The sequence below is a fragment of the Pseudomonas sp. St29 genome (assembly GCF_001547915.1).
GTDB lineage: Bacteria > Pseudomonadota > Gammaproteobacteria > Pseudomonadales > Pseudomonadaceae > Aquipseudomonas.
This window is the reverse complement of sequence record NZ_AP014628.1, coordinates 4,291,026-4,314,109: the sequence shown is the minus strand read 5'-3', so window position 1 is coordinate 4,314,109 and position 23,084 is coordinate 4,291,026. Positions and strand designations below refer to the sequence as shown.

General features: G+C 61.3%; 18 protein-coding genes. 13 read left to right on the top strand and 5 right to left on the bottom strand.

The features are described from left to right. The first annotated feature begins 113 nt into the window (after nucleotides 1–113). The gene (locus PST29_RS19080) at nucleotides 114–632 is read left to right on the top strand and encodes an SgcJ/EcaC family oxidoreductase (RefSeq protein ID WP_016967798.1); all 519 of its coding nucleotides are present in this window, start codon (nucleotides 114–116) and stop codon (nucleotides 630–632) included. Between the two features lie 57 nt (nucleotides 633–689). Here PST29_RS19080 and PST29_RS19075 read toward each other — a convergent pair whose 3' ends face one another. After that, nucleotides 690–1,691, bottom strand: a complete 1,002-nt coding sequence (locus PST29_RS19075) for an AraC family transcriptional regulator (RefSeq protein WP_060840071.1) — start codon at nucleotides 1,689–1,691, stop codon at nucleotides 690–692. A gap of 248 nt (nucleotides 1,692–1,939) precedes the next feature. On the opposite strand from PST29_RS19075, the gene PST29_RS19070 reads away from it, so the two are divergent. Next, entirely contained in the window at nucleotides 1,940–2,713 is a 774-nt protein-coding gene (locus tag PST29_RS19070) for an EAL domain-containing protein (RefSeq protein WP_060844068.1), read from the top strand. Between the two features lie 42 nt (nucleotides 2,714–2,755). On the opposite strand, the gene PST29_RS19065 is transcribed toward PST29_RS19070, so the two are convergent. Both PST29_RS19065 and PST29_RS19060 read right to left on the bottom strand, forming a co-directional pair. Then, on the bottom strand, nucleotides 2,756–3,145 hold the full coding sequence (locus PST29_RS19065; protein ID WP_060844067.1) for a YceK/YidQ family lipoprotein: 390 nt from the start codon (nucleotides 3,143–3,145) through the stop codon (nucleotides 2,756–2,758). 63 nt (nucleotides 3,146–3,208) lie between these two features. Then, a complete protein-coding gene (locus PST29_RS19060) occupies nucleotides 3,209–3,508 on the bottom strand; it encodes a YceK/YidQ family lipoprotein (protein ID WP_060840068.1) in 300 nt (99 codons plus the stop codon). A gap of 92 nt (nucleotides 3,509–3,600) precedes the next feature. Here PST29_RS19060 and PST29_RS19055 point away from each other — a divergent pair, with 92 nt between their 5' ends. Then, nucleotides 3,601–3,912 carry a hypothetical protein gene (locus tag PST29_RS19055; RefSeq protein WP_060844066.1) on the top strand — a complete coding sequence of 104 codons (312 nt, stop codon included), beginning with the start codon at nucleotides 3,601–3,603 and terminating at the stop codon, nucleotides 3,910–3,912. Here PST29_RS19055 and PST29_RS19050 read toward each other — a convergent pair whose 3' ends face one another. Continuing rightward, nucleotides 3,913–4,449, bottom strand: a complete 537-nt coding sequence (locus tag PST29_RS19050; RefSeq protein WP_060844065.1) for a DinB family protein — start codon at nucleotides 4,447–4,449, stop codon at nucleotides 3,913–3,915. It abuts the gene before it with no gap. Between the two features lie 239 nt (nucleotides 4,450–4,688). Here PST29_RS19050 and PST29_RS19045 point away from each other — a divergent pair, with 239 nt between their 5' ends. The 8 genes from PST29_RS19045 to PST29_RS32150 all read left to right on the top strand — a co-directional run bounded on the left by PST29_RS19045 (nucleotide 4,689) and on the right by PST29_RS32150 (nucleotide 19,789). After that, nucleotides 4,689–5,963, top strand: coding sequence for a cystathionine gamma-synthase family protein (locus PST29_RS19045; protein WP_060840066.1), 1,275 nt, complete (start codon nucleotides 4,689–4,691; stop codon nucleotides 5,961–5,963). A 152-nt stretch (nucleotides 5,964–6,115) separates the two neighbouring features. After that, nucleotides 6,116–7,552, top strand: coding sequence for an amino acid permease (locus PST29_RS19040; RefSeq protein WP_060840065.1), 1,437 nt, complete (start codon nucleotides 6,116–6,118; stop codon nucleotides 7,550–7,552). A gap of 41 nt (nucleotides 7,553–7,593) precedes the next feature. After that, on the top strand, nucleotides 7,594–8,484 hold the full coding sequence (locus tag PST29_RS19035; protein WP_060840064.1) for a LysR substrate-binding domain-containing protein: 891 nt from the start codon (nucleotides 7,594–7,596) through the stop codon (nucleotides 8,482–8,484). Nucleotides 8,485–8,500: 16 nt separating this feature from the next. After that, nucleotides 8,501–9,877, top strand: a complete 1,377-nt coding sequence (gene thrC / locus PST29_RS19030; RefSeq protein WP_060840063.1) for a threonine synthase — start codon at nucleotides 8,501–8,503, stop codon at nucleotides 9,875–9,877. 22 nt (nucleotides 9,878–9,899) lie between these two features. Next, on the top strand, nucleotides 9,900–10,337 hold the full coding sequence (locus PST29_RS19025; RefSeq protein WP_060844064.1) for an Lrp/AsnC family transcriptional regulator: 438 nt from the start codon (nucleotides 9,900–9,902) through the stop codon (nucleotides 10,335–10,337). A gap of 385 nt (nucleotides 10,338–10,722) precedes the next feature. Then, the gene (locus PST29_RS19020; RefSeq protein ID WP_060844063.1) at nucleotides 10,723–10,941 is read left to right on the top strand and encodes a hypothetical protein; all 219 of its coding nucleotides are present in this window, start codon (nucleotides 10,723–10,725) and stop codon (nucleotides 10,939–10,941) included. Nucleotides 10,942–11,051: 110 nt separating this feature from the next. Beyond that, complete coding sequence (locus PST29_RS19015) at nucleotides 11,052–19,355, top strand: two-partner secretion domain-containing protein (RefSeq protein ID WP_232513174.1); 8,304 nt, start codon at nucleotides 11,052–11,054, stop codon at nucleotides 19,353–19,355. Beyond that, the gene (locus PST29_RS32150) at nucleotides 19,355–19,789 is read left to right on the top strand and encodes a hypothetical protein (protein WP_159426283.1); all 435 of its coding nucleotides are present in this window, start codon (nucleotides 19,355–19,357) and stop codon (nucleotides 19,787–19,789) included. Before PST29_RS19015 ends, PST29_RS32150 begins: the two co-directional genes overlap by 1 nt. Nucleotides 19,790–19,956: 167 nt before the next feature. Here PST29_RS32150 and PST29_RS19010 read toward each other — a convergent pair whose 3' ends face one another. After that, nucleotides 19,957–20,238 (bottom strand): hypothetical protein, encoded by a 282-nt coding sequence (locus PST29_RS19010; RefSeq protein WP_060844062.1) that lies wholly within the window; start codon nucleotides 20,236–20,238, stop codon nucleotides 19,957–19,959. A 273-nt stretch (nucleotides 20,239–20,511) separates the two neighbouring features. On the opposite strand from PST29_RS19010, the gene PST29_RS19005 reads away from it, so the two are divergent. Together PST29_RS19005 and PST29_RS19000 are read left to right on the top strand one after the other, a co-directional pair. Next, a complete protein-coding gene (locus tag PST29_RS19005; protein ID WP_060844061.1) occupies nucleotides 20,512–21,555 on the top strand; it encodes a homoserine dehydrogenase in 1,044 nt (347 codons plus the stop codon). Nucleotides 21,556–21,565: 10 nt separating this feature from the next. After that, the gene (locus tag PST29_RS19000) at nucleotides 21,566–22,972 is read left to right on the top strand and encodes an aldehyde dehydrogenase family protein (RefSeq protein WP_060844060.1); all 1,407 of its coding nucleotides are present in this window, start codon (nucleotides 21,566–21,568) and stop codon (nucleotides 22,970–22,972) included. Nucleotides 22,973–23,084: the final 112 nt, after the last annotated feature.

The following is a 23,084-nucleotide window of genomic DNA, read 5'->3' as shown; positions in this document are numbered from 1 at the left end:
TGCACGTCACGCCTATCTGCCGAATGGCATAGGCCGAAAGCTCCAGTTGGCCGATGGCGCGGACGACGGCGATGGGCAAAGTGTGGCTCATTGAAACCCACTGGAGAAATCGTATGAAACTGAAAACCACTGCCCTGGCCCTGTTTTTCGCCTTCACCGCTCCACTGGCTGTGGCCGCCGAGGTCAAGCCCTATGTCTACAGCGCCGTTGCCGAGCAGCCGCAAGCGGCCCAGGACCGCGAGATCGCCGGCCTGTTCGATCGCTGGAACAGCGCCTTGCAGACCGGCAACCCGCAGTCGGTGGTGAGCCTGTATGCGCCGAACGCAGTGTTGCAGCCGACCGTGTCCAACCAGGTGCGCAGCACTCACGCCCAGATCCAGGACTACTTCGAGCACTTCCTGGCGTCCAAGCCGGTGGGGCAGATCAACTACCGTGAAATCCGTCACCTGGGCCCGGATGCCGCCCTGGACAGCGGCGTCTACACCTTCACCCTGACCGACGCGTCCGGCAAGAGCGAGAAGGTCCAGGCGCGCTACACCTTCCTGTACGAGCGCATCGACGGTCAGTGGAAGATCCTCAACCATCACTCCTCGGCCATGCCGGAAGTCCAGCCGCAGCTGGCCGCTCACTGATCCACCTTGCGTTCCCTTCACGCCGAGCCTGTGCTCGGCGTTGTCGTTTCCCGCGGCTCACTGCTCTCGGTAGCGCCCCGGGGTCATGCCGAACCAGCGCAGGCAGGCCTTGTGAAAGCTGCTCTGGTCGCGAAAGCCCAATAGCGCACCGATGTACTTGACGCTGCGCATGGAGTTGCGCAGGAAGCTGTGGGCCAGCATCAAGCGGGCTTCGTCCAGCAAGGCCGAGAAATGCACGTCTTCGTGTCCCAGGCGGCGTTGCAGGCTGCGGGTGCTGACCCCGACGATCTGGGCGATGTTCGGCAGGTCGCTCGGTGCACCCTGGGCCAGGCGTTCGGACAACGCTCGACGGACCCGGGCGGTCATCGAACCGTTGTGCAGCAGGTTGAGGCGGTTGCGCGCGTACTCCAGGTGCAGCACATCCAGGGCCGGGTCGGCGGTGGGCAGGGCAATGGCGCAATCCTGGCTGCTGAAGGACAAGCTGTTGTAGGGCGCGCAAAACTGCAGGTTGTCTCCCAGCAACTGGCGCAGGGACCCGGTGTCCAGCGGCTCCGGGTAGGTGAAGGTGGCTGTCAGGGGCCGCACTTTGTGCTGCGGCAACAGCCAGTGCAGCAGGCCCAGGGTCTGGGCCGCGCCGGCGTCGATAAAGGCCCGGGGCATCATCGAGGGTTCGCTGGCCACGTCGAAGCCGATCAGGGTCAGCATCTGCGGCTTGCGCTCCAGGCACATGCAGAAGCCGTTGCTGATCAGCGCGTGGTAATCCACCAGGCGTTGCAGCGCGATGCCCAGGGTGGCGCAGGACATCACCGCATACCCCAATGCCTCCAGGTTGGCCGGATGGGCCTTGCTGTAGGCCAGCAGGCCCAGGTCCGGCTTGCCGGTGCGGCGCACCGCTTCCTGTATCACCTGATAGACCAGTTCCAGCCTCACGCCCTTGGGGTTTTCATACACATCCCGCAGGCTGCTGCCCAATTGCTTGAGCAAGGTTTCGACGTGGGCGCCGCCCTCATTCATGACATCGGCAAGCACCCTAAAGCTGGCGCTGGTCATTCTATGCATAGGTCTTCCTGGACTGATGGCTTAGTGATATCGGAGAGGCCGTTGGCATGATTGCAATAAACACGGGGCCACAGACGATTCAGCGGTGCCGCGCGTTTCCGAGGACAAGCGAAAGGTATCCAGGAACACTTCCTCAAGGCCTGTGCCGGGGTCGATCATGTTCGGCCAGGGCCCTTGGAAAGGGTGACGGCCAGCGCGTCGCATCCGGTTCGCCGCGAGGGTGCCGTTGTCTTGCCCGGGGAGTTGTCATGCAAAGCGTCAGAGACTTTTATCGTGAACTGGCCCAGGGCCGCCTGATGCTGGCGTTCCAGCCGGTGGTGTGGCTGCCCGACAGCAGCCGCGTGCTGTACCACGAAAGCTTGCTGCGCCACATCGATGCTCAGGGCGGCGAAGTCTATCCTCTGGCGCTGCTGGAAAAACACCAACTGATGCGCGAGCTCGATCAAAGCGTGGTGCGCTGCGTGATCGATGCGCTGCACCGTGATGAACGCCTGCGCCTGGGGTGCAATATTTCCGCCCAGAGCGCGATCATCGACGGCTTCTGGTTGCCGATTCTGCAGGTGCTGCGCGACTCACCCTCAGTGGCCGCGCGCCTGGTGATCGAGATCACCGAAAGCGCCACGCCGCCGAGCATCGAGGCGGCCAGCGAGTTCGTCCTGTGCCTGCGGGAGCTGGGCTGCCGGGTGGCCATCGACGATTTCGGCGCGGGCCTGGGCACCCTGGAATTCATCCGCCAGACCCGGCCGGACATCGTCAAGATCGACAAGGGCTACATCCAGCGCGCCCGCGGTGAACTCAACAGCGCCCAGACCCTCAGCCACCTGGTGCAGCTGTGCAAGACCCTGGCGCCCTGCGTGATCATCGAAGGCATCGAGACCAGCACCGACCAGAACCTGGCCACGGCCTGTGGCGGCGAGTGGGGGCAGGGCTATCTGTTCGGGCGCCCGCAAGTCGATCGCCTCGGCCGGCGCTGCTGCCTGGAGCAGCAGATGGCGCCGCGGTGTGCGCTGGATCAGGCCTAGCCCGGTGGCGCCAAGGCACGGCGCGAGCCCGCCTGACGGGGTTCAATCAGCCTGCGGGGTGATGGGCGGGGTGTGGGCCGTCGGGTCTTGCACCTCGGCACTGATGGGCAATGCCGGCAGCTCTTCCTCGGGAATCTCCTTCATGTCCACGTGCCTGTTGCGCTTGGGCCGTTCCGGCTGGAACGCGTCGTAGGGCAGTAGCACGGTGTCGAGCGCCGCATCCAGGGGCAGGCTGGCGATCATCAGGATCGGGCACACCACCGTCACCCAGCAGCCGCCGGTGATCATGCGCGCGTAGCCCATGTCGTAGCCGGTGAGCACTTGGGCGTTGGTCTTGACGCTGCGGTAGTAGCGATCGTCGCGAAAGTCCAGGGCATTGCCGCGAGTCATGTAGGTGCCACAGCCGGACAGCAGCAGGGTGTTGAGCAGCAACAGGTAATTGATGATTCGGATGATCAGGCTTCCACGCAGGGTCGAGGCAGGGGCCGGCGAGAATCAGTGATTCATCGCGTCATAGGGCAGCAGGGCGGTGTCTGCCACGGCGTCCACTGGCAGGCTGACGATGGCCACCACCGGGCAGACGATGCTCATCCAGCAGAAGAGCGTGGCATAGCCGTCGTAGCCGCTGGCGCCGCGCATGGTCAGCAGTTCGATATTGGCCTGGGTGCCTTTGTAGTAGTCGTAGCCGCTATGGGCATTGGGCGTGCGGGCGATCAGGGTGCCGCAGCCCGCCAGGGACAGCATGGACACAACGAACAGGGCATTGAGGGCTTTGATGGCGCCATTCCTTAGCAAGCGGATTTTTCCGCGCGCATGGTCGCAGAAGCGCGGTGCAGACGCTAGATTGGGCGCCGAATAAATACTGGGCGCAGTGCCGGGAGGGTTCGATGAGGGGAGAGCGCAGCGTCGCACGGCTGTTTGCCGAGGAACCGCTGTCTTGGGGGTTGCGGGGTGACCCCTATCTGTGGCGAGCCATGGCCGCGCATCTGGCCCACACGCCCTGGCCGGCCACGGCGCAGCAGTTGGAAGCCCTGATCGTCGAGGCCTTCGAGCAATTGACCGGCAGTGCCTGGAGCTCGGCAGGGCATTTCTTCGTCGAGGCCTTTGCCCATGGCGGCATGTCCAGCGGCGGGATTTCCATGGTCTTCTGGCACGAGCACGGCCTGCCCCTGTTGCGCGCCCGTTGGGCGCAAGCCTGATCAGATTTCGCTGGGGATCAGCATAAGCAGGTCGGTATCGCCGACATCCACCCCGGCCTGGGTCAGCAGGGTGCTGGCCTGGCCCCGGTGATGGGTCTGGTGATTGAAGAAATGCACCAGCAGGCTATAGAAATCGCGCTCGGCGACCACGCCCTGGGTGTTGGTGTAATGCAGGCTGCTGTCCAGGTCGGTGTCGTTCAGGGATTGGCTGAAATCGAGGATCAACTGGTCCAGCCACTGGCGTTGCTGCCAGAGCCCGCCCAGGTTTGGGAACAGCAGGGTCTTGAGGTCCTGGGGCAGGGCCACCTCTTGCAGCGGCGCCAGGGCCGCAAACCGCGCCGGGTGCTGGGCAAAACGCTTGAGCCAGATGGTGTCGCCGGCCAGCAAATGATTGAGGGTGCCGAGGATCGAGCCGAAAAAAGCCTGGCGATCGAGGACGATCTGCGCCTCGGGCAGGGTCATGGCGGCGTGGTACAGCTTGGCGTTCATCCATTGGTTGTAGCGGGCCATCAGGCACAGGTGCTCGGTGCGCTGCATTGTGGTTCCTCTGGGTTTTTGCGGGCGGGGGGGCAGCAGCTTCGCAAGTCTCGCTGCACGCCGGCAAGGGGCGTGACGAAAGCCTTGCGCGCCGGCTGTTTGCAGGGCCTTGCAGCCATTAAAAAAACCGCCCCTTTGGCCCCGATAACATCGTTTCTCGGGGCTTGGGCTTTTCTCTATATTGGCCACCAGATCCAGCGCGGCAACACGCCGCGCACCCTTTATGGTGAGCCGTTGCAATGAATAAAAAACCTGAACGCACAGGGCTGGAAAATCCCGGGACCGCCACTCGCGTGGTCTGGGGCGGAGAGCAAGTCCGTCACCCCTACAACGCCACGCAAACCCCGATTGTCGCCAGCGCCGCCTACGGCTACGACGACATCGACCAGTGGTACGACGTGGCCCTGGGCAAGGCCCCGGGCTTCATCTACAGCCGCATGAGCAACCCCACGGTGGAAACCCTGGAAGCCAAATTGTGCGACCTGGAAAACGCCGAATCGGCGGTGGCCTTCAGCAGCGGCATGGCGGCCATCAGCGGGGTGCTCTACAGCTTCCTGCGCCACGGCCAGCGGGTGGTGTCGACCAAGGACAGCTACGGCGGCACCAACAAGATTTTCGAAGAGTTCCTGCCGCGCATGGGCGTGGCCGTGACCCTTTGCGAAACCTTCGACCAGCAGCAGATCGAAGCCGAGATCGCCAAGGGTTGCGACCTGCTGTACCTGGAAACCCCGACCAACCCGACCCTGAAGATCGTCGACATCCAGCGTCTGGTCACCGCGGCGAAACAGGTCGGCGCCCTGGTGGTGGCGGACAACACCTTCGCCACGCCGCTGAACCAGAACCCCCTGGCCCTGGGCGTGGACGTGGTGATCCACAGCGCCACCAAGTTCCTCAGTGGCCACGGCGATGTGCTGGGTGGCGTGGCCTGCGGCAGCGAGGCGCTGATGAGCCAGGTGCGTCACTACCGGGAAATCAACGGTGCCAGCCTCGATCCGTTCTCGGCCTACCTGATCATCCGCGGGATCAAGACCCTGGCCCTGCGCATGCGCCAGCAACAGCACAGCGCGGCGCAGCTGGCGCAGTTCCTGCTCAACGAACCGCTGGTGGAGTCGGTGAACTACCCAGGCCTGCCGAGCCACCCGAACCACGCCGTGGCCTGTGCGCAGATGCGCGGTTTCGGCGCCATCGTCAGCTTTGTCCTGGTGGGCGGCATGGACAGCGTCAAGCTGCTCCTGCCGCGCCTGCGCTATGCCCACTGCGCCGGCAACCTGGGCGCGGTGGAAACCATCTACGGTCCGGCGCGCACCACCAGCCATGTCGAAAACACCCTGGAAGAGCGTCAGGCCCTGGGCATTTCCGAAGGCCTGGTGCGGATCTCGGTGGGCATCGAAGACACCGATGACCTGCTGGCGGACCTGCAGCAGGCCTTCGCCTGGCTGCGCCAATCCCTCAAGCACAACCCGGCGCCCGGCGCCGTCCCTTCCCTGAATGCCCGGGTCGAGGTGGCCCACTGAAAGAGCGCGCAATACCCCCACAGCAAGGCAGCCAGTGGGGGCTTCATGAAGAGGAATAACAATAAAAACCTGGTGGCATCCGATTTGTTTTCTGCCCATTTCCACAGTCGCAGAAATTGAGACTTGCCCTGACAACTTTCATGAGAACCATCATGTCCCTACAAGAACAACAGGCCGACTTGCGCGGCGGCTTCAAGCAAGAAATGCAGACCCGGCACATTGTCATGCTCGCCCTTGGCGGGGTGATCGGCACCGGGCTGTTCCTCACTTCCGGCTACACGGTGAACCAGGCCGGCCCGCTGGGCGCGGTGATCGCCTACATCATCGGCGCGCTGATGGTGTACCTGGTGATGATGTGCCTGGGCGAACTGGCGGTGCAGATGCCCGAGACCGGCTCCTTCAGCACCTACGCCACACGCTTTCTCGGCCCCGGCACCGGTTACACCGTGGCCTGGCTGTACTGGCTGACCTGGACCGTGGCCATCGGCTCGGAGTTCACCGCCGCCGGGATCCTCATGGCCCGCTGGTTCCCCGACACCCCGGTGTGGATCTGGAGCGCGCTGTTCGCCATGGTGGTGTTCCTGTCCAACGTGGTGTCGGTGCGGCTGTTCGCCGAAACCGAGTTCTGGCTGTCGCTGGTCAAGGTGGTCACCGTGCTGGCCTTCCTGGCGGTGGGGGGCGGGGCGATCCTCGGTCTTTTGCACATCGACCAGGCCCACAGCATTGGCCTGAGCAACTTCACCCGCGAGGGGCTGTTCCCCACCGGCTTCATGCCGATCGCCATGACTTTGCTGGCGGTGGCCTTTGCCTTCTCCGGCACCGAGCTGATCGGTATCGCCGCCGGCGAAACCCGTGACCCGCAACGCAACGTGCCACGGGCGATCCGCACCACGGTGCTGCGCCTGGCGATCTTCTTCGTCGGCACCATCTTCGTCCTCGCCACCCTGTTGCCCCGAGAGCAGGCCGGCCTGGTGGAAAGTCCGTTCGTCACAGTGTTCACCTACATCGGCATTCCGTACTCGGCCGACATCATGAACTTCGTGATCATCAGTGCGCTGCTGTCCGCCGCCAACTCCGGGCTGTACGCCGCCTCGCGGATGCTCTGGACCCTGAGCGACCAGGGCCATCTGCCCAAGCAGTTCTCGGCCCTGACCCGCATGGGCACGCCGCTCAACGCGATCATCGTGAGCATGGCCGGCGGCGCCGCCTCGCTGCTCAGCAGCGTGTTCGCCCCGGACACCATCTACCTGGCCCTGGTGTCGATTTCCGGGCTGGCGGTGGTGGTGGTGTGGATGAGCATCGCCGCCAGCCAGATCGCTTTCCGCCGGCACTTCGTGGCCAACGGCGGCGATGTGCGCGACCTGAAATTCCGTGTCCGTGGCTACCCCTGGGTGCCGCTGGGGGCGCTGTTGTGCTGCGCCCTGGCCTGTGTCGGCATCGGCTTCGATCCCGAGCAGCGGGTGGCCCTGTACTTCGGTGTGCCGTTCATCGCCTGGTGCTACTTCGTGTATTACATTACCCGCAGTAGCCGCCAGCGGCGCCTGGCCCTGGCACCTCTGGCACGCTCGTCCGATGCCCTGCCGGGCTGACGGACGGCAACGGCATCCAGGGTGTCCATGAGAGCCAGACCATGAAGCAGAAAAGCTTGCCCCCGCTGAACTGGCTGCGCGCCTTCGAAGTGTCCGCCCGCTGCCTGAACTTCACCCACGCCGCCGAGGAGCTGTTCCTCACCCAGGGGGCGGTGAGCCAGCAGATCCGCCAGCTGGAAAGCCACCTCGGGGTGGCGCTGTTCAAGCGCCTGCCCCGGGGCCTGGACCTGACCGAGGAGGGCCGCTCCTACCTGCCGGTGGTGCAGGACGCCATCACCCGGCTGGCGGTGGGCACCAACGAGATTTTCGGCCAGCACCAGCACCGGCCGATCAAGGTGCGCGGCAGCCTGGCGTTCTTCGTCCACTGGCTGGCGCCCAAGCTGCTGACCTTTCAGCAGGCCCAGCCCCAGGTGGACATTCGGTACATCAGCAATATCTGGGTCAAGGAACTGGATGGCGAAGACGACCTGGAAATCCGCTGGGGGCGCGGTCACTGGCCGGGGCTGGTGGCCCAGCGCCTGACCTGGGACAGCCTGGTCCCGGTCTGCGCACCGGCGCTGCTGGCGCGCCTGCCGCTGCAGGTGCCGGACGATCTGGCCCGCCATCAACTGCTGCACGTGCTGGGCTATGAAGAGGGCTGGGGCTACTGGCTTGAACGGGCCGGCGCCAGAGGCGTGGACTCGTCCCGGGGCATGCAGTTCGACACCCTGATCTCGACCCTGCGCATGGCCGAACTGGGGCAGGGCGTGGCCCTGGCCCGTTCCTCGATGGTCGCCGACATGCTGGCCGACGGGCGTCTGGTGGAGCCCTTCGAGCAGCGTATCGAGGCCAGCGAATCCTTTTACCTGGTGCGCGGCGCCGATGCCGAGCAACACCCCGATGCGCTGAAGTTCTCCACCTGGCTGGTGGAGCAGGCCCATCGCTACAAATGACTGGCCGGAGCCAAGCATGCGCTATGTGAGTACCCGCAGTGCCGCCGAACAGGTGGATTTTGCAACCGTGGTTTTGTCCGGCGTGGCCGCCGATGGCGGGCTGTATGTGCCGCAGCGGCTGCCGTGTTTCAGCCCCCAGGAAATCGCCAACTGGTCGACCCTGGATTACCCCGAACTGGCCTTTCGCGTGCTCAGCCCCTTTGTCGGCGACAGCCTGCCCGAGGCCGACTTCAAGGCGTTGCTGCACCGTGCCTACAGCGGTTTTGGCCACCGTGCGGTGGCGCCTTTGCGGCAGATCGATCGCAACGAATGGCTGCTGGAGCTGTTTCACGGTCCCAGCGGTTCGGCCAAGGATTTTGCCGCGCGCCTGCAGGCCCAGCTGGTGAGCTACTTTCTCCAGCGCCGGCAGCGTCGCGGGGTGCTGGTGGGCGCCAGCAACGGCGACACCGGGCTGGCGGCGATCGACGCCTTCAAGGACTGCCCGCAGACCCAGGTGCTGGTGTTCTACCCGCAGCACGGCGTGCCCGAGCAGCAGGGGCGGCAGTTGCAGGCGGCGCATCACCCGGGGTTGTGGCGCTTTGCGGTGCAGGGCAGTTTCGACGACTGCCAGACCCTGGTCAGCCGCCTGCTGCGCCAGTGGCCTTTGCCCGAGCACGAGGCGATCGGCTTCAACTCCAGCAACTGGGTGGGGGTCATGGCCCAGCTGGTGCTGTATTTCCATGCCGTGCTGCAACTGGGCGGCGGCCAGCGGCCCATCGGCTTCAGCGTGCCGGCGGCGAGTTTCGCCGAAGTCTATGCCGGCTACATCGTGCAGAAGATGGGCCTGCCGATCACCCAGATGATTGTCGCCACCAATAGCAATGACGCGCTGCATCAGCTGTTCCTGAAGAACCGCTACTCCCGCGGGCAGGCTCGCCAGAGCCTGTCGCCGGCCATGGACCTGTCGCTGTTCGCCAACCTCGAACGCCTGGTCTGGGAGCTGTATGGCCAGGACCCGCAGGCGGTGGCGGCGCTGATGCAGGGCTTCGAGGACAGCGGCGAGATGAGCCTGAACAACGAGGCCTGGCTGCAGGCGCGGATGATCATCGACTCCTATTCGGTCAGCGATGAAGAGACCGGCAAGGAGATCGTCAGCCTGTATCGGGACACCGGCTACGTCATCGATCCCCACGCCGCCACCGGGGTGCTGGCGGCGCGCCTGTACCGCCGCAGTCTGGTGGCACCGATGGTCACCCTGGGGGAAATCGCACCGGCCAAGTCGGCGCGGCTGCTGGGCTCGCTGGGCATCCCCGGGGTGGTCCCGCCACCGGTGGCAGCGCCCTCGACGCAGCAGTGGCAGACCCTGGCGGCGGATGATTTTGCCGCATTGCTGCATTGCCTGAAGGCACTGTGATGGACCGGTTCAAGGGGGCTGTATGAAGCGGATTCTGGATCCTCTGGACGAGCGCATCCTGGCCGAGCTGAGCGTCAATGCCCGGGCGGCCCATGCCGAGCTGGCGGCCAAGGTCAACCTGTCGCGCAATGCCGTGCGCCAGCGCATCGAACGCCTGGAGCGCGACGGCGCGATCCAGGGCTACACCATTCGCGTGGGCGAAGGGCGCGGGGCGGATACCCGGATCAATGCGCTGATCTTCGTCTACCGCTACGACCGCATGCGTGGCGCCGAGGTGTTGCAGGCCCTGCGCTCGATGCCGGAGATCGTCCAGTGCGAAGTGCTCAGTGGCGAGTTCGACGTGCTGGTGCGGGTCAGTGCCGCCACCGCGGAGCGGGTGCACCGGGTGTGGAATGACATCGCCGCCTTGCCCGGGGTGGAAAACACCGTGACGTCCTTTGTCTTGTCGTCGGTGAGCTAGGGGCCGTCTGCCTGCTTGAAAAACCAGCCATGGCTGGTTTTTTTGCCTTTTCGGAGCCGCAGGTTGTGCCTGTTCATGCCTTATGAACAGGGGGTGGTACACGTTGAAATGGCTCAAGGGGAAACAGGCGATGAAAGCCGATGGCCCGAAGAGGCGGCGCTGGCGTATCAACAGTCCGCAACCAGGAAATCCTTCCTGAAGATTCAGAAGCGTCTGATGTGTCGGTTACCGGCGCAATTTTAGTATCGGCACCCGCTGCAGGGCCTGGCTTTTGGTGGAGATGTGCAGTTTGTCGGGGTGTTGAGTGCTTGTTTGACGCCAAGATAGTGGCACATTAACATCGCCCGCTTTGTCATGACCTTACTGCCCTTTCGAAGGATCGAGTATGTCCATCTCCACCCTCAGGATGAGGTTGTGCTGTGTACTGTCCTGCCTGCTGCTGGTCGGTCCATTGCACATGGCGATTGCCGCCCCCTTGCTGACCTTCAATCCCGACGACCAGGACCTGATCCACGACCTGCAGAATCGCCTGCAGGAGGAACAGCAGCGGCGTCTCGAAGAGCTCAAGGACCTGCCCGCGGCAAGCACCTCGCCGCCAGCCTGACCTTCGCCCACTCCCTCGAGCGGCCAGATGCCCTGAGTGAGCGCGAAGCACCGATCTACTTGCGTTTGGACCTGTTCCTCTAATTCCGCTTTTTGCCCGAGATTCTCGACATGGACGTTCGCCAACTCGCCTTCCTGGCCCGCCAGCCTTCGGCTGCCCTGCAACCACGCGACACCTTCTGGGGACTGTCGAAACGCGGGTTGGCGTTCATCCTCGCCAACATGATGTTCTGGCAGCCGGTGGTGGCGATGGCCGACGGCATCGTGGTCAACGGCAGCGGCGCCAGTCTCGGCCAGGCCGGCAATGGCGTGCCCATCGTCAACATCGCCGCGCCCAATGGCAGTGGGCTGTCCCACAACCAGTTCAGCGATTACAACGTCGGCCAGCAGGGCGTGATCCTCAATAACGCCACCAACCGCACTCAGGAAACCCAGCTTGGCGGCATCATCCTCGGCAACCCCAATCTGGGTGGCCGTGCGGCCAATGTGATCCTCAACGAGGTCAATGGCGGCAGCCCCAGCCAGCTCAAGGGTTACACCGAAGTGGCCGGGCAATCGGCCCATGTCATCGTCGCCAACCCCTACGGCGTCAGCTGCAACGGCTGCGGCTTCATCAACACCCCCAAAGCCACCCTGACCACCGGCAAACCGGTGATCGAGAACGGCCAGATCCAGCGTTACCAGGTGGACCAGGGCAGCGTCGCCATCGAAGGCGCGGGGCTCAACGCCAGCAATATCGACCGGTTCGAAATCATCACCCGCAGCGCCAAGATCAACGCCGAGATCCAGGCCAAGCACCTGGCGGTGATCGCCGGGGCCAACGATGTCGACGCCAAGACCTTGAACGCCACGGCACGCACCGCCAACCCGGCGGACGCGCCGCAACTGGCGATCGACTCCTCGGCCCTGGGCGGTATGTATGCCGGGGTAATCAAGTTGGTCAGCAGTGAAGCCGGTGTCGGCGTAAAGCTTGACGGCAACATGGCTGCCAGCGCCGCCGATATCCAGATCGACGTCAACGGAAAACTGAACGTTGCCCAAATCGCCGCCAACGGTGCAGTGAACGTCAAGGCCGCCAGCGCCGACCTGCAAGGCACGGTCTACGGCAGCAACGTCAACGTGCAGACCCGCGATACGCTGAACATTCAGCAAAACATCGCGGCTCGTGACCAGATCCAAGTGGGCACCCTGGGGCAGTTGAGTAATAACGCCATCGTCGAAGCAGGTGTCAACGACGACAACACCCGTAATACCACGGGCGATATCAAGATCCGCGCCCAAAACATGCGTAACAACGGCAGTGTGGTTGCTAGCCGCGATGTGCGTGTTTTGGTAGATCAAACCCTGGATAACAGTGGCGGTACGCTCAGTGCACAACGTGCCGCGAAAATGACTGCGGGAACGCTGGATAACCGCAATGGCGGCAAGGTCCTCAGCGCCGATACGGCCCGCATCAACGCAGATAATCTTCTCAATACACAAGGCAAAGTTTATAGCCAAGGCAACCTGCGCATTGTCGGCTCAGACCTGGATAACCGTGGCGGTGAAATCGCTAGCAAGGCCGGTATCCGGCTGACTGGCGGCACCCTCAACAACAGCGATAACGGCAGCTTGATCGGCGAACAAACGCTCACCATTAAAGCTGATCAGGTACTGAACCAACTGGGCCTGATCTCTGGATTGCAGGGCCTTGAAGTCAAAGGTGGCAAGCTCGACAACAGCAGCCACGGCAAGCTCTCCAGCCTCAACGGCGAAGTCAGCGTCCAGCTCAGTGGCGACCTGAACAACAGCAAGGGTGGGGCGCTGGTCAGTAAGACGGCGCTGACGGTCAGCGCTGCCAACATCGATAACCGCCAGGGCAGCCTGTCTAGCGGAGCAGGGCAGACGCTCACCGTCAACGGCGTGCTGGATAACAGCGACAAGGGCCAGATCGACAGCGCAGAGTCGCTGATGATCACCGCCACGACTCTGCGCAACGTCAGCAGCACCATCAGCTCCCAACTTGGCCTGACCGTCACCGGTACCGACCTGGACAGCACCGACGGCAGCATCGCCACCAACGGCGCAGCTACCCTCGATTTGCTGGGTACTCTGACCAACACCAACGGCACATTCGCCAGCGTTGGGGACCTGCTGCTCAAACGCGCCGATCAGGTCAATAACCAGGGCGGCCAATTGGCCAGCCAGAGCATGGTGACCCTGCTCACCGGCGGCCTGGATAACCGCAATGGCGGCACCGTTGCCGCCAATGGTCAATTGCGGCTGACCGCCAGCGGTGTGGTGCAAAACGACAATGACGGCCTGATCTACAGCAAGAACGCCAGCCTCAACCTGCACGGTTCGCGCGTAGAAAACAGCAAAGGCACTCTACAAAGCCAAACCGCACTCGAGCTAAAAACCAGCGGCGATGTCGACAACCACGACGGCAAGATCGTCGCTCAAGACGGCGAGCTGAGCGTCGCGGCCGATCACGTCGACAACCGTGGCGGCACATTGTCCAGCCTGCGAAACGCGTTCACCGCACGTATCACTGGCGTGCTCAAAAACGGTTATGGCCTCGACAACAAAGGCGGCACGATCCAGGCTCGGTCTCTGGATATACGTGCGTTGGCGGGCATCAGCAACTACGGCGGCCGCATCGCTGCACAAGATGGCGACGCGCTGATCGACACCCGAACCGCTGACTTCGACAACCGCAACGGCGGGCTCTACGCCAAGCAAGGAGTGATCGTCACCGGCCACAACTTCGATAACAGCGGCGATAACGATGGCCAGATCACCGGCCAGAACATCGACCTGACCCTCGACGGTGAGTTGAACAACCGACTCGGCATTATCGAAAGCAACAGTACCCTCACCATCACTGCCGCCAGCATTGACAACCAGACCGGCAAATTGCGCGCACTCGGCAACAGCGGCATCACTCGCTTCCAGATTGGTGGACGGCTGAATAACCAGAGCGGCATGCTGGAAACGGCAAACAACGATATCAGCCTCTCGACCGGCAGTTTGCTGAACACTGGCGGCAACATCGTGCATGCTGGCAAAGGCAATTTTGGTGTGGCCAGCACTGATGTAATGAACGCTGGCGGCAGCTTCACCACGGGCGGTGACCTAACCCTGGATGCCGACAGCTGGACCAACAGCGGGGTGATTCAGGCCGGCACGCTCAACGTCAATATTACGAATTTCACACAAACCGCCACGGGGCAATTGTTGGCGTCGACGGCGTTTATCGGCACAGGCGACACCTGGGTCAATGATGGTGTGATCGGCAGCGACGGGACGCTGGGCTTGAAGTTGACGGGCGCCTACTCTGGCAGCGGTCGGATAAGCAGCCTAGCCGAGCTTAAAATGGCCGCCGCTCAGCTGGACCTTGGCGCCACCGCCAGCATCAAGGGCGGCGGTAAAACCGATATCAACGTCATCGGCCAGTTGAACAACTACGGCCGCCTGACCTCTGGCAGCGATATGGCTGTCACCACCAGGAGCCTCGCCAACTACGGGGCCCTGGCCGCCGCGCAAGACCTCGTCATCAACGCTGAGACAATCCTCAACGATCAAGTGGAAGACGGCAGTCGAGGCTTCATATTCAGCGGTCGGAATATGAGCCTTCAAGCGGGCAGCATCACAAACCGCTACGCCGACATCTACAGCATCGGCAATCTCCTCGTCACTGGCAGGGCGCCGGGCAGCTCAGCCCAGCGCCTGGAGAACCGCTCCGGCAGCATCGAAGCCGGCGGTGATATCAACGTCGATGCCGCAAACTTCGCTAACCAGCGCGACAAATTCAGCATGGAGCAACGGGTCACCGGTGGCTACATGACCATGTCCTGCGTGCAGCATTGCGATGGCCCTAGAAGTCCGCGTGTGCGTGGCCCGGTGTTCATCTACAAAACCGTTGAAAGCACTGTGAGCGAAGACTCACCGATGGCCACCTTCATGGCCGGGCACAACCTCACGGTTAACAGTGAAAGCGTCCTCAACCAATACAGCCTGCTGTCGGCGGCAAACGATCTGGCTATCAGCAGCACTAACATCACTAACCAGGCAGCTCTTTCCGCCTCGGGCACATCCGGTCGTGAGGTGGGGGCCGGTAACTGGATCTCGGGGCAGAGCTTCTACCAATTGATGAGTGATGTGCACCGGTATAACCAGCAGCATCCCAGCTCTGGTCCGTTCGACCCGGTAGCTTTTGGAGAGTTGGTTGCAAAGTTCAACCCGACCCTGTTCTACGGCATCAACGACCCTGTAGTCGTTCAGGCTGACGGTAAGGCGGCAGCCCCGGCCATCATCCAGGCAGGGGGTACGCAAAAGCTTAGCGCCTCCAATGACATCAGCTCGATTGTGGTTCAGAAAACCACCACCGCCGTCAGCGAGCGTTCCGCCAATACCAGCGTGTTCAGCGTCATCGAACCCTCAACCCTGTTGCTCAACCGCCAGCTGCCGCCCGACCTGGCCCAACTGCAAGTAGATCCAACCGCGTTGCCGGGCTTCAGCCTGCCGGTTGGCCAAAATGGCTTGTTCCGACTCAACGCCCAGGACACCTCGGGTGCGGCCGTCAGCCACATCGCGAGCGTGCAAGGCATCCCCAACAGCGTGACGGCGGTCAAGCCGCCCAAGTACCTGATCGAAACCAACCCCGCACTCACCGACCTCAAGCAATTCATGAGTTCGGACTACTTGCTCACACGCCTTGGCTACGACCCTGATACCAGCGCCAAGCGCCTCGGTGATGGGCTCTACGAACAGCGCCTGGTACAGCAAGCCGTGGTCGCTCGCACCGGTCGAGCCTTCATCGAAGGACAGACCTCCAATGAGGATCAGTTCAAGTACCTGATGAACAACGCCATCGCCAGCAAGAATGAACTCAACCTCGCCGTGGGTGTGACCCTGACGTCGCAACAGGTCGCGGCATTGACTCATGACATCGTGTGGCTTGAAGAGCATGAAGTGAATGGCGAAAAGGTGCTGGTGCCGGTGTTGTATATGGCGCATGCCAATAATCGACTGGCACCTAATGGTGCGCTGATTCAAGGCACTGATGTGACGATGATTGCCGGCAAGAATCTGACGAACGCTGGTACGTTGAAGGCCACCAGCAATCTGTCCGCCATCGCGGGCCAGGACATGGTCAGTAGTGGGTTGGTGCAGGCGGGGGGGCGACTTGATCTGTTGGCCAGCAAGAACCTCACCAACAAGTCGGGCGGCGTAATTGCTGGTAAGGACGTGGCGTTAACGGCGCAAACAGGCGATGTAACGAACGAGCGCACGGTCACTTCATCACAGATTGCCTATGGGAAAGACCTGGTCCGCAACGACTACGTTGACAGCTCGGCTCGCATCGAGGCGGCCAACGACCTGAGCATTTCGGCCGAGCGTGACATCAACAACATCGGCGGCGCGCTGCAAAGTGGGCGTGACGTGATACTGAACGCCAGTCGGGACGTGAATATCGTTTCCGCGCAGGCCACCAATAGTCTGGATCGCGGCGTCAACCGCAACAGCAGCAACACTACTCAGTACAGCGCAAGCGTCAGTGCCGGTAGGGACGTTTCGGTTCAGGCTGGCCGCGATGTCACGGTGGTTGCGAGTGACATCAATGCTGAGCGGGATATCAGCATGAAGGCCGCCGAGAACCTGACCTTGAGTTCTGCGGCTGACGAAAGCCATGCCTACTCCAAGTCCAAGAAACTCACGGTGCAAGAGGATCACGTCAAGCAGATCGCCAGTAACGTGACGGCGGCTGGTGATGTCGTGTTCAGTGCCGGTAAGGACATGACGCTGATATCCAGCCGGATTAATGCTGGAGATGAGGCTTATCTGGTGGCGGGTGGGCAACTGGATCTGCTCGCGGCACAGGACAGCGACTATTCGCTCTACGACAAGAAAAAGAAGGGCAGTTTCGGCAAGTTGCAGACCCGCCGCGATGAAGTGACCCATGTGACAAATGTGGGGAGCGAGATCAAGACCGGGGGAGACCTGACGCTCAAGAGTGACGGTGACCAGAAGTATCAGGTTGCCAAATTGGAGAGCGGCAAGGACATCACCCTGGACAGCGGCGGCGCCATCACCTTCGAAGGGGTGAAGGACCTGCACCAGGAGAGCCACGAGAAGACCAATAACAACTCCTTCTGGGTGTCCTCCAAAGGCAAGGGCAATACCGACGAAACCTTGCTCCAGACCCAGATGGTGGCGGCCGGCAACATCGTGATCAAAGCCGTTGATGGCCTGAAGATCGATGTGAGGCAGGTCAACCAGCAAACCGTCAGCCAGAGCATCGACGCGATGGTCAAGGCCGACCCGCAATTGGCTTGGCTCAAGGAGGCCGAGAAGCGTGGCGATGTTGATTGGCGGCTGGTGAAGGAGATCCACGACTCCTACAAGTACAGCAACTCCGGGCTGGGGCCGGCTTCGCAGATCATTATTGCGATTGTGATGGCGGCGGTGGTTGGGCCTATGGCTGCCGGGCTGGCGGGTGGAGGTACTACGGGCGCTGTTGTGGGGGCCATTGCGTCGGGGACATATACCAACGCAACCGTCAGTTTTATCAATAACGGTGGCAACCTTGGTGCGGTATTCAAGGATGTGACCTCTTCGGATGCAATGAAGGGGTATGTGATTTCAGGTGTGACGGCTGGCTTGACTACTGGTTACTTCGACAAGTGGGTTGGAGGTAAAACCAATGTATTGACCGGCAAAGTTGATCTGCAATTAAACACTTGGGCAGGTGTTGGCAAGTTCGCGGCCAACCAGACCTTGCAAGGTGGCACCTCGATGTTGCTGAGCAAGGCGTTGGGGCAGGGTGGCAGTGCAAGCGATGCTCTGAAAAGTGCCTTGTTCAACACTTTGGCAGCGGCGAGTTTTAACGCCGTCGGGGACTACACCAAAAAATGGGGAATCGATGATGGCACCCTGCCGAAAATCGCTATTCACGCGATGGTGGGAGGGCTGCTCTCGCAAGCTACTGGCGGCGATTTCAAGACCGGCGCCTTGGCCGCTGGAGCCAACGAGGCGTTGGTGGTGGAACTGGATCGGTTGGTCAAACAGGATGAAAACTTGTTGACCATGAGTTCACAGATAGTGGGTGTGCTGACGGCTGCTGCGCAGAAGGATGCGGATGCTACGTCGATGGATAAGGGCGGTTGGATTGCGAAGAATGCGACCCAGTACAACTGGTTGCTACATAGAGAAATAGAGGCAGCAGATCAAGCACGTGAAGGCTGTAAGGCTCGGGGGGGAGATGTTGCGGCTTGTCAAAATAGAATTACCAAGGCCATGGATAGCCTGGATCAGGCTCGAAATTTTGAGCGGACTGAACAGGCCCGTCTGGTACAGCTGGCTGCTTATCAAGAGGGCATGACTCCAGCGGAACACCAACAGGCTTTAGACCGTTACTGGAGCGGGATTGATAAAAGTCAGGTTGTTTGGTCCGGATATGGTCCTGCGAAAGAGTGGGGGTACATTGCCAGTGGGATGGGGGCAGGTTTTGTTGATGCGGCTATCAACTGGCCTGGCAAGGTTTACGAAAGTACTGTCAATACCCTGACTCATTTGACGGATATTCCGGGCTACATTGTTCAGACAGGCAAAGACGGTATTGACTGGCTTAATAGTCCGATACCAGCACAAAGCCTTGAGCGTGCTGGGGATCAGTTGCTATTTTCGACGCCGGATCGATTAGGCGGCATAGTCTTTGACGCAGCTACCGGAGCAATTACCGCAGTTATCGGTGGCAAGGCAGTCGAGTGGATTGGTGGGAAGTGGGTTGCTGCGGCAAAAGGAACTGGTGGTGCGGGGCAAGCCGCCAAGAATCCTAATTCGACCAGTGCGATGACGGATGCCGAGGCGGGAATGCCCTATAGTCATCCGGTGAAGCCAGCTGCAAAAGAGACCGCGAAAAATCTAGTCTCAGGGGAAACTAAGGTTGTAGGTGTTGATAAGCCAGCAGCTAACGATGCTAATTTTACGTTGGCATTACCGTCAGGAAAGAAAGGAACTGTAATCAGGGGGGCTTTAGAGGAACACGAGTTCAAGCAGGCATCTGATATCGTTTCTTTTAAAGGCGGTGAGTTTAAGGGGGCCGATAGACGTAGTTTTGCTGGTATTGATGGCTGGCTTGATGGTGTTCCTGTTCAGCTTAAAACAGTCCAAGGGTCTAGTATAAATTCGGTTAGACGGAATGTCCTCAAGGGGGCTGAGAATATGGCTAATGCTGGATATAAGGGGGACCTGTATGTTGATGCGTCTAGTACAGGAGTATCCATGGAGAAAATTCTAAGTCACTTCAAGTCGGGGTCCCCGGTTTCAAATGTTGTTGGTGAAGGTACTGTAAGTAATATTTATATAAAAACTCAGGATGGTTGGGTGAATATATCATCTGGTCGAGTTGCTCAATATAAAGGGTGGGAGTGATGTCATCTGGTTTATTTGTTCCGATCAAAGAAGTCCCAAGCTTTCAAAGCCTCCTAAGAGAGCTGCTTACCTTCCTTTCTGGTTTTTTTTTAGAGGCAGGTCAATTAAGGGTCGGTGTGAATCTCGGCGGTGGGGGGGAATTAATTGATAGTTTTGTCTTTGTGCATGATCAAGAACAGGAGCCTCTTTGTTGGATTGGTTTTATGAGGCTTCCTGAAGATTCGAGAGAGGTTTTAGAGGTGGATTTACCTATTGTTGCTGAAGTTACAAGGAGCTCCAAAGAAAATATGTTGTTTTCGGTGGCAGTTGCTTGTGCGATAGGGAAGGCTTTCGGAGGGCGGGTGATATATGATGATGCTCATGTGTATTTTGATTGCAAGAAAGACGTTTATACTCTCTTGGAGAGTGAGGAGTATCTTTCTGCCAGATTGTGAAAGTGTCTGCTGAGTTTGGTGGAATGTGTTTCTTGAACTGGGCGGATACTGTGCTTTTAGTTAGATGTCAAGGTTGAAGTGGAGCTGCTTTGTACCGCCCCTTTCTGTTTATGCGAATTTTCAACAGGCTGAGTTTTCACACAGCCTGATCAAGTTACCCTTTTGGCTTACTGAAGCACCTGCTCCTGCATCCGCCTTGTCGTTACATCCATCAAATCACACCCATCTCGCAGCAAAATGCTGCACACCCGCGACAGTTCCTGCAGCACTACTGCGCCTTTGGGCGCGTCATCAGAAATCGCGAAGTTCTCCAGCAGTTGAGTCACAGCGCGAATGCGGTAAGCCGCTGCATCGTGCAGGACGTCAATGGGGGCTTGGGTATCGATCAGCAGTGAGGGAATGTTGCAGTCGTGACCGGTAATCGGCATGCATCGATTCAGAGTCATCATGGATCTTACTCCTGTATCAATCTGAGCCATCACCTTCTGCCGCCAAACAGAGTAAGGGTGACGGATTACACAAGGTTGGCGGACCAGGGATATAGGACCTGGCACTCCCGAAGGCGTCCCTGCGCTACCCACCATGTTCCATGCCCGCTCACCCGGCTCCAGGGTTGAGCAAATTGCTCAGCAAATACAGCAAAACGGCATATTTCACTGCCCGGCCCCGGCCCCTAACCTTGTCTCCATCAGCTTCTTCAACCCGGATGGAACACAACAAAAATGACTGAATACAACATTGCCCTGGTGGGCTTCGGCGGGGTCAATCGGGCTCTGGCGCAACTGATTGCCGAGCGCAATCAGGCATGGAAAAAACAGCTGGGTTTCAGTTTGAAAATCGTCGGCATCAGCGATCTGTTCCTCGGTTCCATCGTGGCTCCCCAGGGGCTGGATGCCGGTCTGCTGAGCAAGCTGCCGGCAACCAAAGGTGCGTTGGCGCAACTGCCGGGCGGTCAGGTGGAGGCGCTCAACGAACAGGTGATCAAGGACTCCGGCGCCGACATCATCGCCGAGGCCACCTTCACCAATCCGGTGGACGGCGAGCCGGCCAGCACCTTCTGTCGCTGGGCCCTGGAGCAGGGCAAGCACGTGGTGACCACCAACAAGGGACCGATCGCCCTGCACGGCGCCGAGCTCAAGGCCCTGGCCCAGCGCAATCAGGCGGCGTTCGAGTACGAAGGCGCGGTGATGAGCGGCACCCCGGTGATCCGCATGGCCAAGCAGTCCCTGGCGGGCAGTGAGCTGCAGGGGTTCGAGGGCATTCTCAATGGCACCTCCAACTTTGTGTTGACCCGTATGGACGCCGGCCTGGGCTTTGCCGAGGCGGTGGCCGAGGCCCAGGCCCTGGGGTACGCCGAGGCCGATCCGACGGCGGATGTCGAAGGTTTTGACGTGCGCTTGAAGGTGGTGATCCTGGCCAACGAACTGCTCGGTGCAGAGCTGACCGTCAGCGACGTCAGCTGCCGCGGCATCTCCGGCCTGACGGCGGCGGACCTGGAGCAGGCCCGGGCCGAGGGCGCGCGCTGGAAGCTGATCGGTTCGGCCCGGCGCCTGGCCGATGGCTCGCTGCAGGCCAGTGTCGAGCCGCGGCTGTTGCCCCTGGCTCATCCGCTGGCGGGTATTGGCGGGGCGATCAACGCGGTGTCGTTCAACACCGAACTGCTGGGCGCGGTGACGGTGTCCGGGCCGGGCGCCGGGCGCATCGAGACGGCCTTTGCCTTGCTCTCGGACATCATCCACATCCACCAGTCGCGCACCAGCCGCTAGGAGCCTGTCCATGAATCTGTCACGTCTGGCGCCGGTCGCCGATTCGATTGACGTCTACAGCCCCTTCGATGGTCGCCTGGTCGGGACCGTGCCACGCCTTGACGCCTGTGCCGTGCCCTACCTGTTGCAGCAGGCGCGCCAGGGTGTGAACGACTGCGCCGCGATGCCGCGCCATCAGCGGGCACGGATTCTGGAGCGGGCGGCCTTGAATATCGAGCGCGACGCCGAGCATTTTGCCCGGCTGATCGTCGATGAAGCGGGCAAGACCCTGAAACAGGCGCAGAAGGAGGTCAAGCGCTGCGTCAACACCCTCAAGCTCTCGGCCGAAGAGGCCAAGCGCAATGCCGGCGAGGTGCTGCCCTTCGATGCTTACGAAGGTTCGGAGAACCGCCAGGGCTGGTTCTCTCGCGAGCCTCTGGGGTTGATCCTGGCGATCACCCCCTACAACGATCCGCTGAACCTGGTGGCGCACAAGCTGGGCCCGGCCATTGCCGGGGGCAACGGGGTGATCCTCAAGCCGTCGGAGCTGGCGCCGCTGTCGGCCATCAAGCTGGTGGACTACTTGCGCGATGCCGGGCTGCCGACTTCGGTGGTGACCCTGGCCACCGGCGGCGCGGAATTGGGCAAGGCCCTGGTGGCGGCCCGCGAGGTGCGGATGATTTCCTTCACCGGCGGCTTTGTCACCGGCGAGCAGATCGCCCGCAGCGCCGGCCTGAAGAAGCTGGCCATGGACCTGGGGGGCAACGCGCCGGTGATCGTCATGGCCGACTGCGACCTGGCGGCGACGGTGGAAAGCTGCGTGTCCGGGGCGTTCTGGGCGGCGGGGCAGAACTGCATCGGCACCCAGCGCCTGTTGGTCCAGGCCTCGATCTATGAGGCGTTTCGCGAGGCCTTTGTGCGCCTGGCCCGGGAGCAGGTCAGTGGCGATCCATCGGCCGACAGCACGGATATCGGGCCGATGATCAGCCTGCAGGCCGCGCAGAACGCGCAGAAGGTCGTGGATGAAGCACTGCAGCAGGGCGCGCGGTTGCTCTGCGGGCATCAGCGCCGGGGTTCGTGCTACGCCGCCACGGTGCTGGAGAATGTCGACCATGGCAGTCGGCTGTGGCAGGACGAGGTCTTTGCGCCTGTGGTGGTCTTGCAGTCGTTCGACGACCTGGATCAGGCCATCGCCCTGGCCAACCAGCCCGAATACAGCCTGCATGCGGGGATCTTCACCAACGATCTGCGCACCGCCATGGACGCCGCGCGGCGGATCGAGGCGGGTGGGGTGATGATCAACGATTCGTCTGATTACCGGTTCGATGCCATGCCGTTTGGCGGCTTCAAGTACGGCAGCCTGGGCCGCGAAGGGGTGCGTTTCGCCTATGAGGAAATGACCCAGCCCAAGGTGGTGTGCCTCAACAGCCTGAGCTGAGGCCGATTGCAGTAACACGACAGGTCGTCGGGCACCGGGCAGGTTTGGTCACCTGCCCGGTGTTTTTTTGTCTGCGCGGCAGCGGATCGAATCGACCCGGGGAGCGGGGGTG

Bases quoted from the DNA above. Each gene is read 5' to 3' on its own strand.
- PST29_RS19015 (WP_232513174.1), top strand. From the start codon at position 11,052: ATGGACGTTCGCCAACTCGCCTTCCTGGCCCGCCAGCCTTCGGCTGCC.
- PST29_RS19040 (WP_060840065.1), top strand. From the start codon at position 6,116: ATGTCCCTACAAGAACAACAGGCCGACTTGCGCGGCGGCTTCAAGCAA.
- PST29_RS19050 (WP_060844065.1), bottom strand. From the start codon at position 4,449: ATGCAGCGCACCGAGCACCTGTGCCTGATGGCCCGCTACAACCAATGG.
- PST29_RS19055 (WP_060844066.1), top strand. From the start codon at position 3,601: ATGAGGGGAGAGCGCAGCGTCGCACGGCTGTTTGCCGAGGAACCGCTG.
- PST29_RS19070 (WP_060844068.1), top strand. From the start codon at position 1,940: ATGCAAAGCGTCAGAGACTTTTATCGTGAACTGGCCCAGGGCCGCCTG.
- thrC (WP_060840063.1), top strand. From the start codon at position 8,501: ATGCGCTATGTGAGTACCCGCAGTGCCGCCGAACAGGTGGATTTTGCA.
- PST29_RS19020 (WP_060844063.1), top strand. From the start codon at position 10,723: ATGTCCATCTCCACCCTCAGGATGAGGTTGTGCTGTGTACTGTCCTGC.
- PST29_RS19005 (WP_060844061.1), top strand. From the start codon at position 20,512: ATGACTGAATACAACATTGCCCTGGTGGGCTTCGGCGGGGTCAATCGG.
- PST29_RS19080 (WP_016967798.1), top strand. From the start codon at position 114: ATGAAACTGAAAACCACTGCCCTGGCCCTGTTTTTCGCCTTCACCGCT.
- PST29_RS19000 (WP_060844060.1), top strand. From the start codon at position 21,566: ATGAATCTGTCACGTCTGGCGCCGGTCGCCGATTCGATTGACGTCTAC.
- PST29_RS19035 (WP_060840064.1), top strand. From the start codon at position 7,594: ATGAAGCAGAAAAGCTTGCCCCCGCTGAACTGGCTGCGCGCCTTCGAA.
- PST29_RS19025 (WP_060844064.1), top strand. From the start codon at position 9,900: ATGAAGCGGATTCTGGATCCTCTGGACGAGCGCATCCTGGCCGAGCTG.
- PST29_RS19010 (WP_060844062.1), bottom strand. From the start codon at position 20,238: ATGATGACTCTGAATCGATGCATGCCGATTACCGGTCACGACTGCAAC.
- PST29_RS32150 (WP_159426283.1), top strand. From the start codon at position 19,355: ATGTCATCTGGTTTATTTGTTCCGATCAAAGAAGTCCCAAGCTTTCAA.
- PST29_RS19045 (WP_060840066.1), top strand. From the start codon at position 4,689: ATGAATAAAAAACCTGAACGCACAGGGCTGGAAAATCCCGGGACCGCC.
- PST29_RS19075 (WP_060840071.1), bottom strand. From the start codon at position 1,691: ATGCATAGAATGACCAGCGCCAGCTTTAGGGTGCTTGCCGATGTCATG.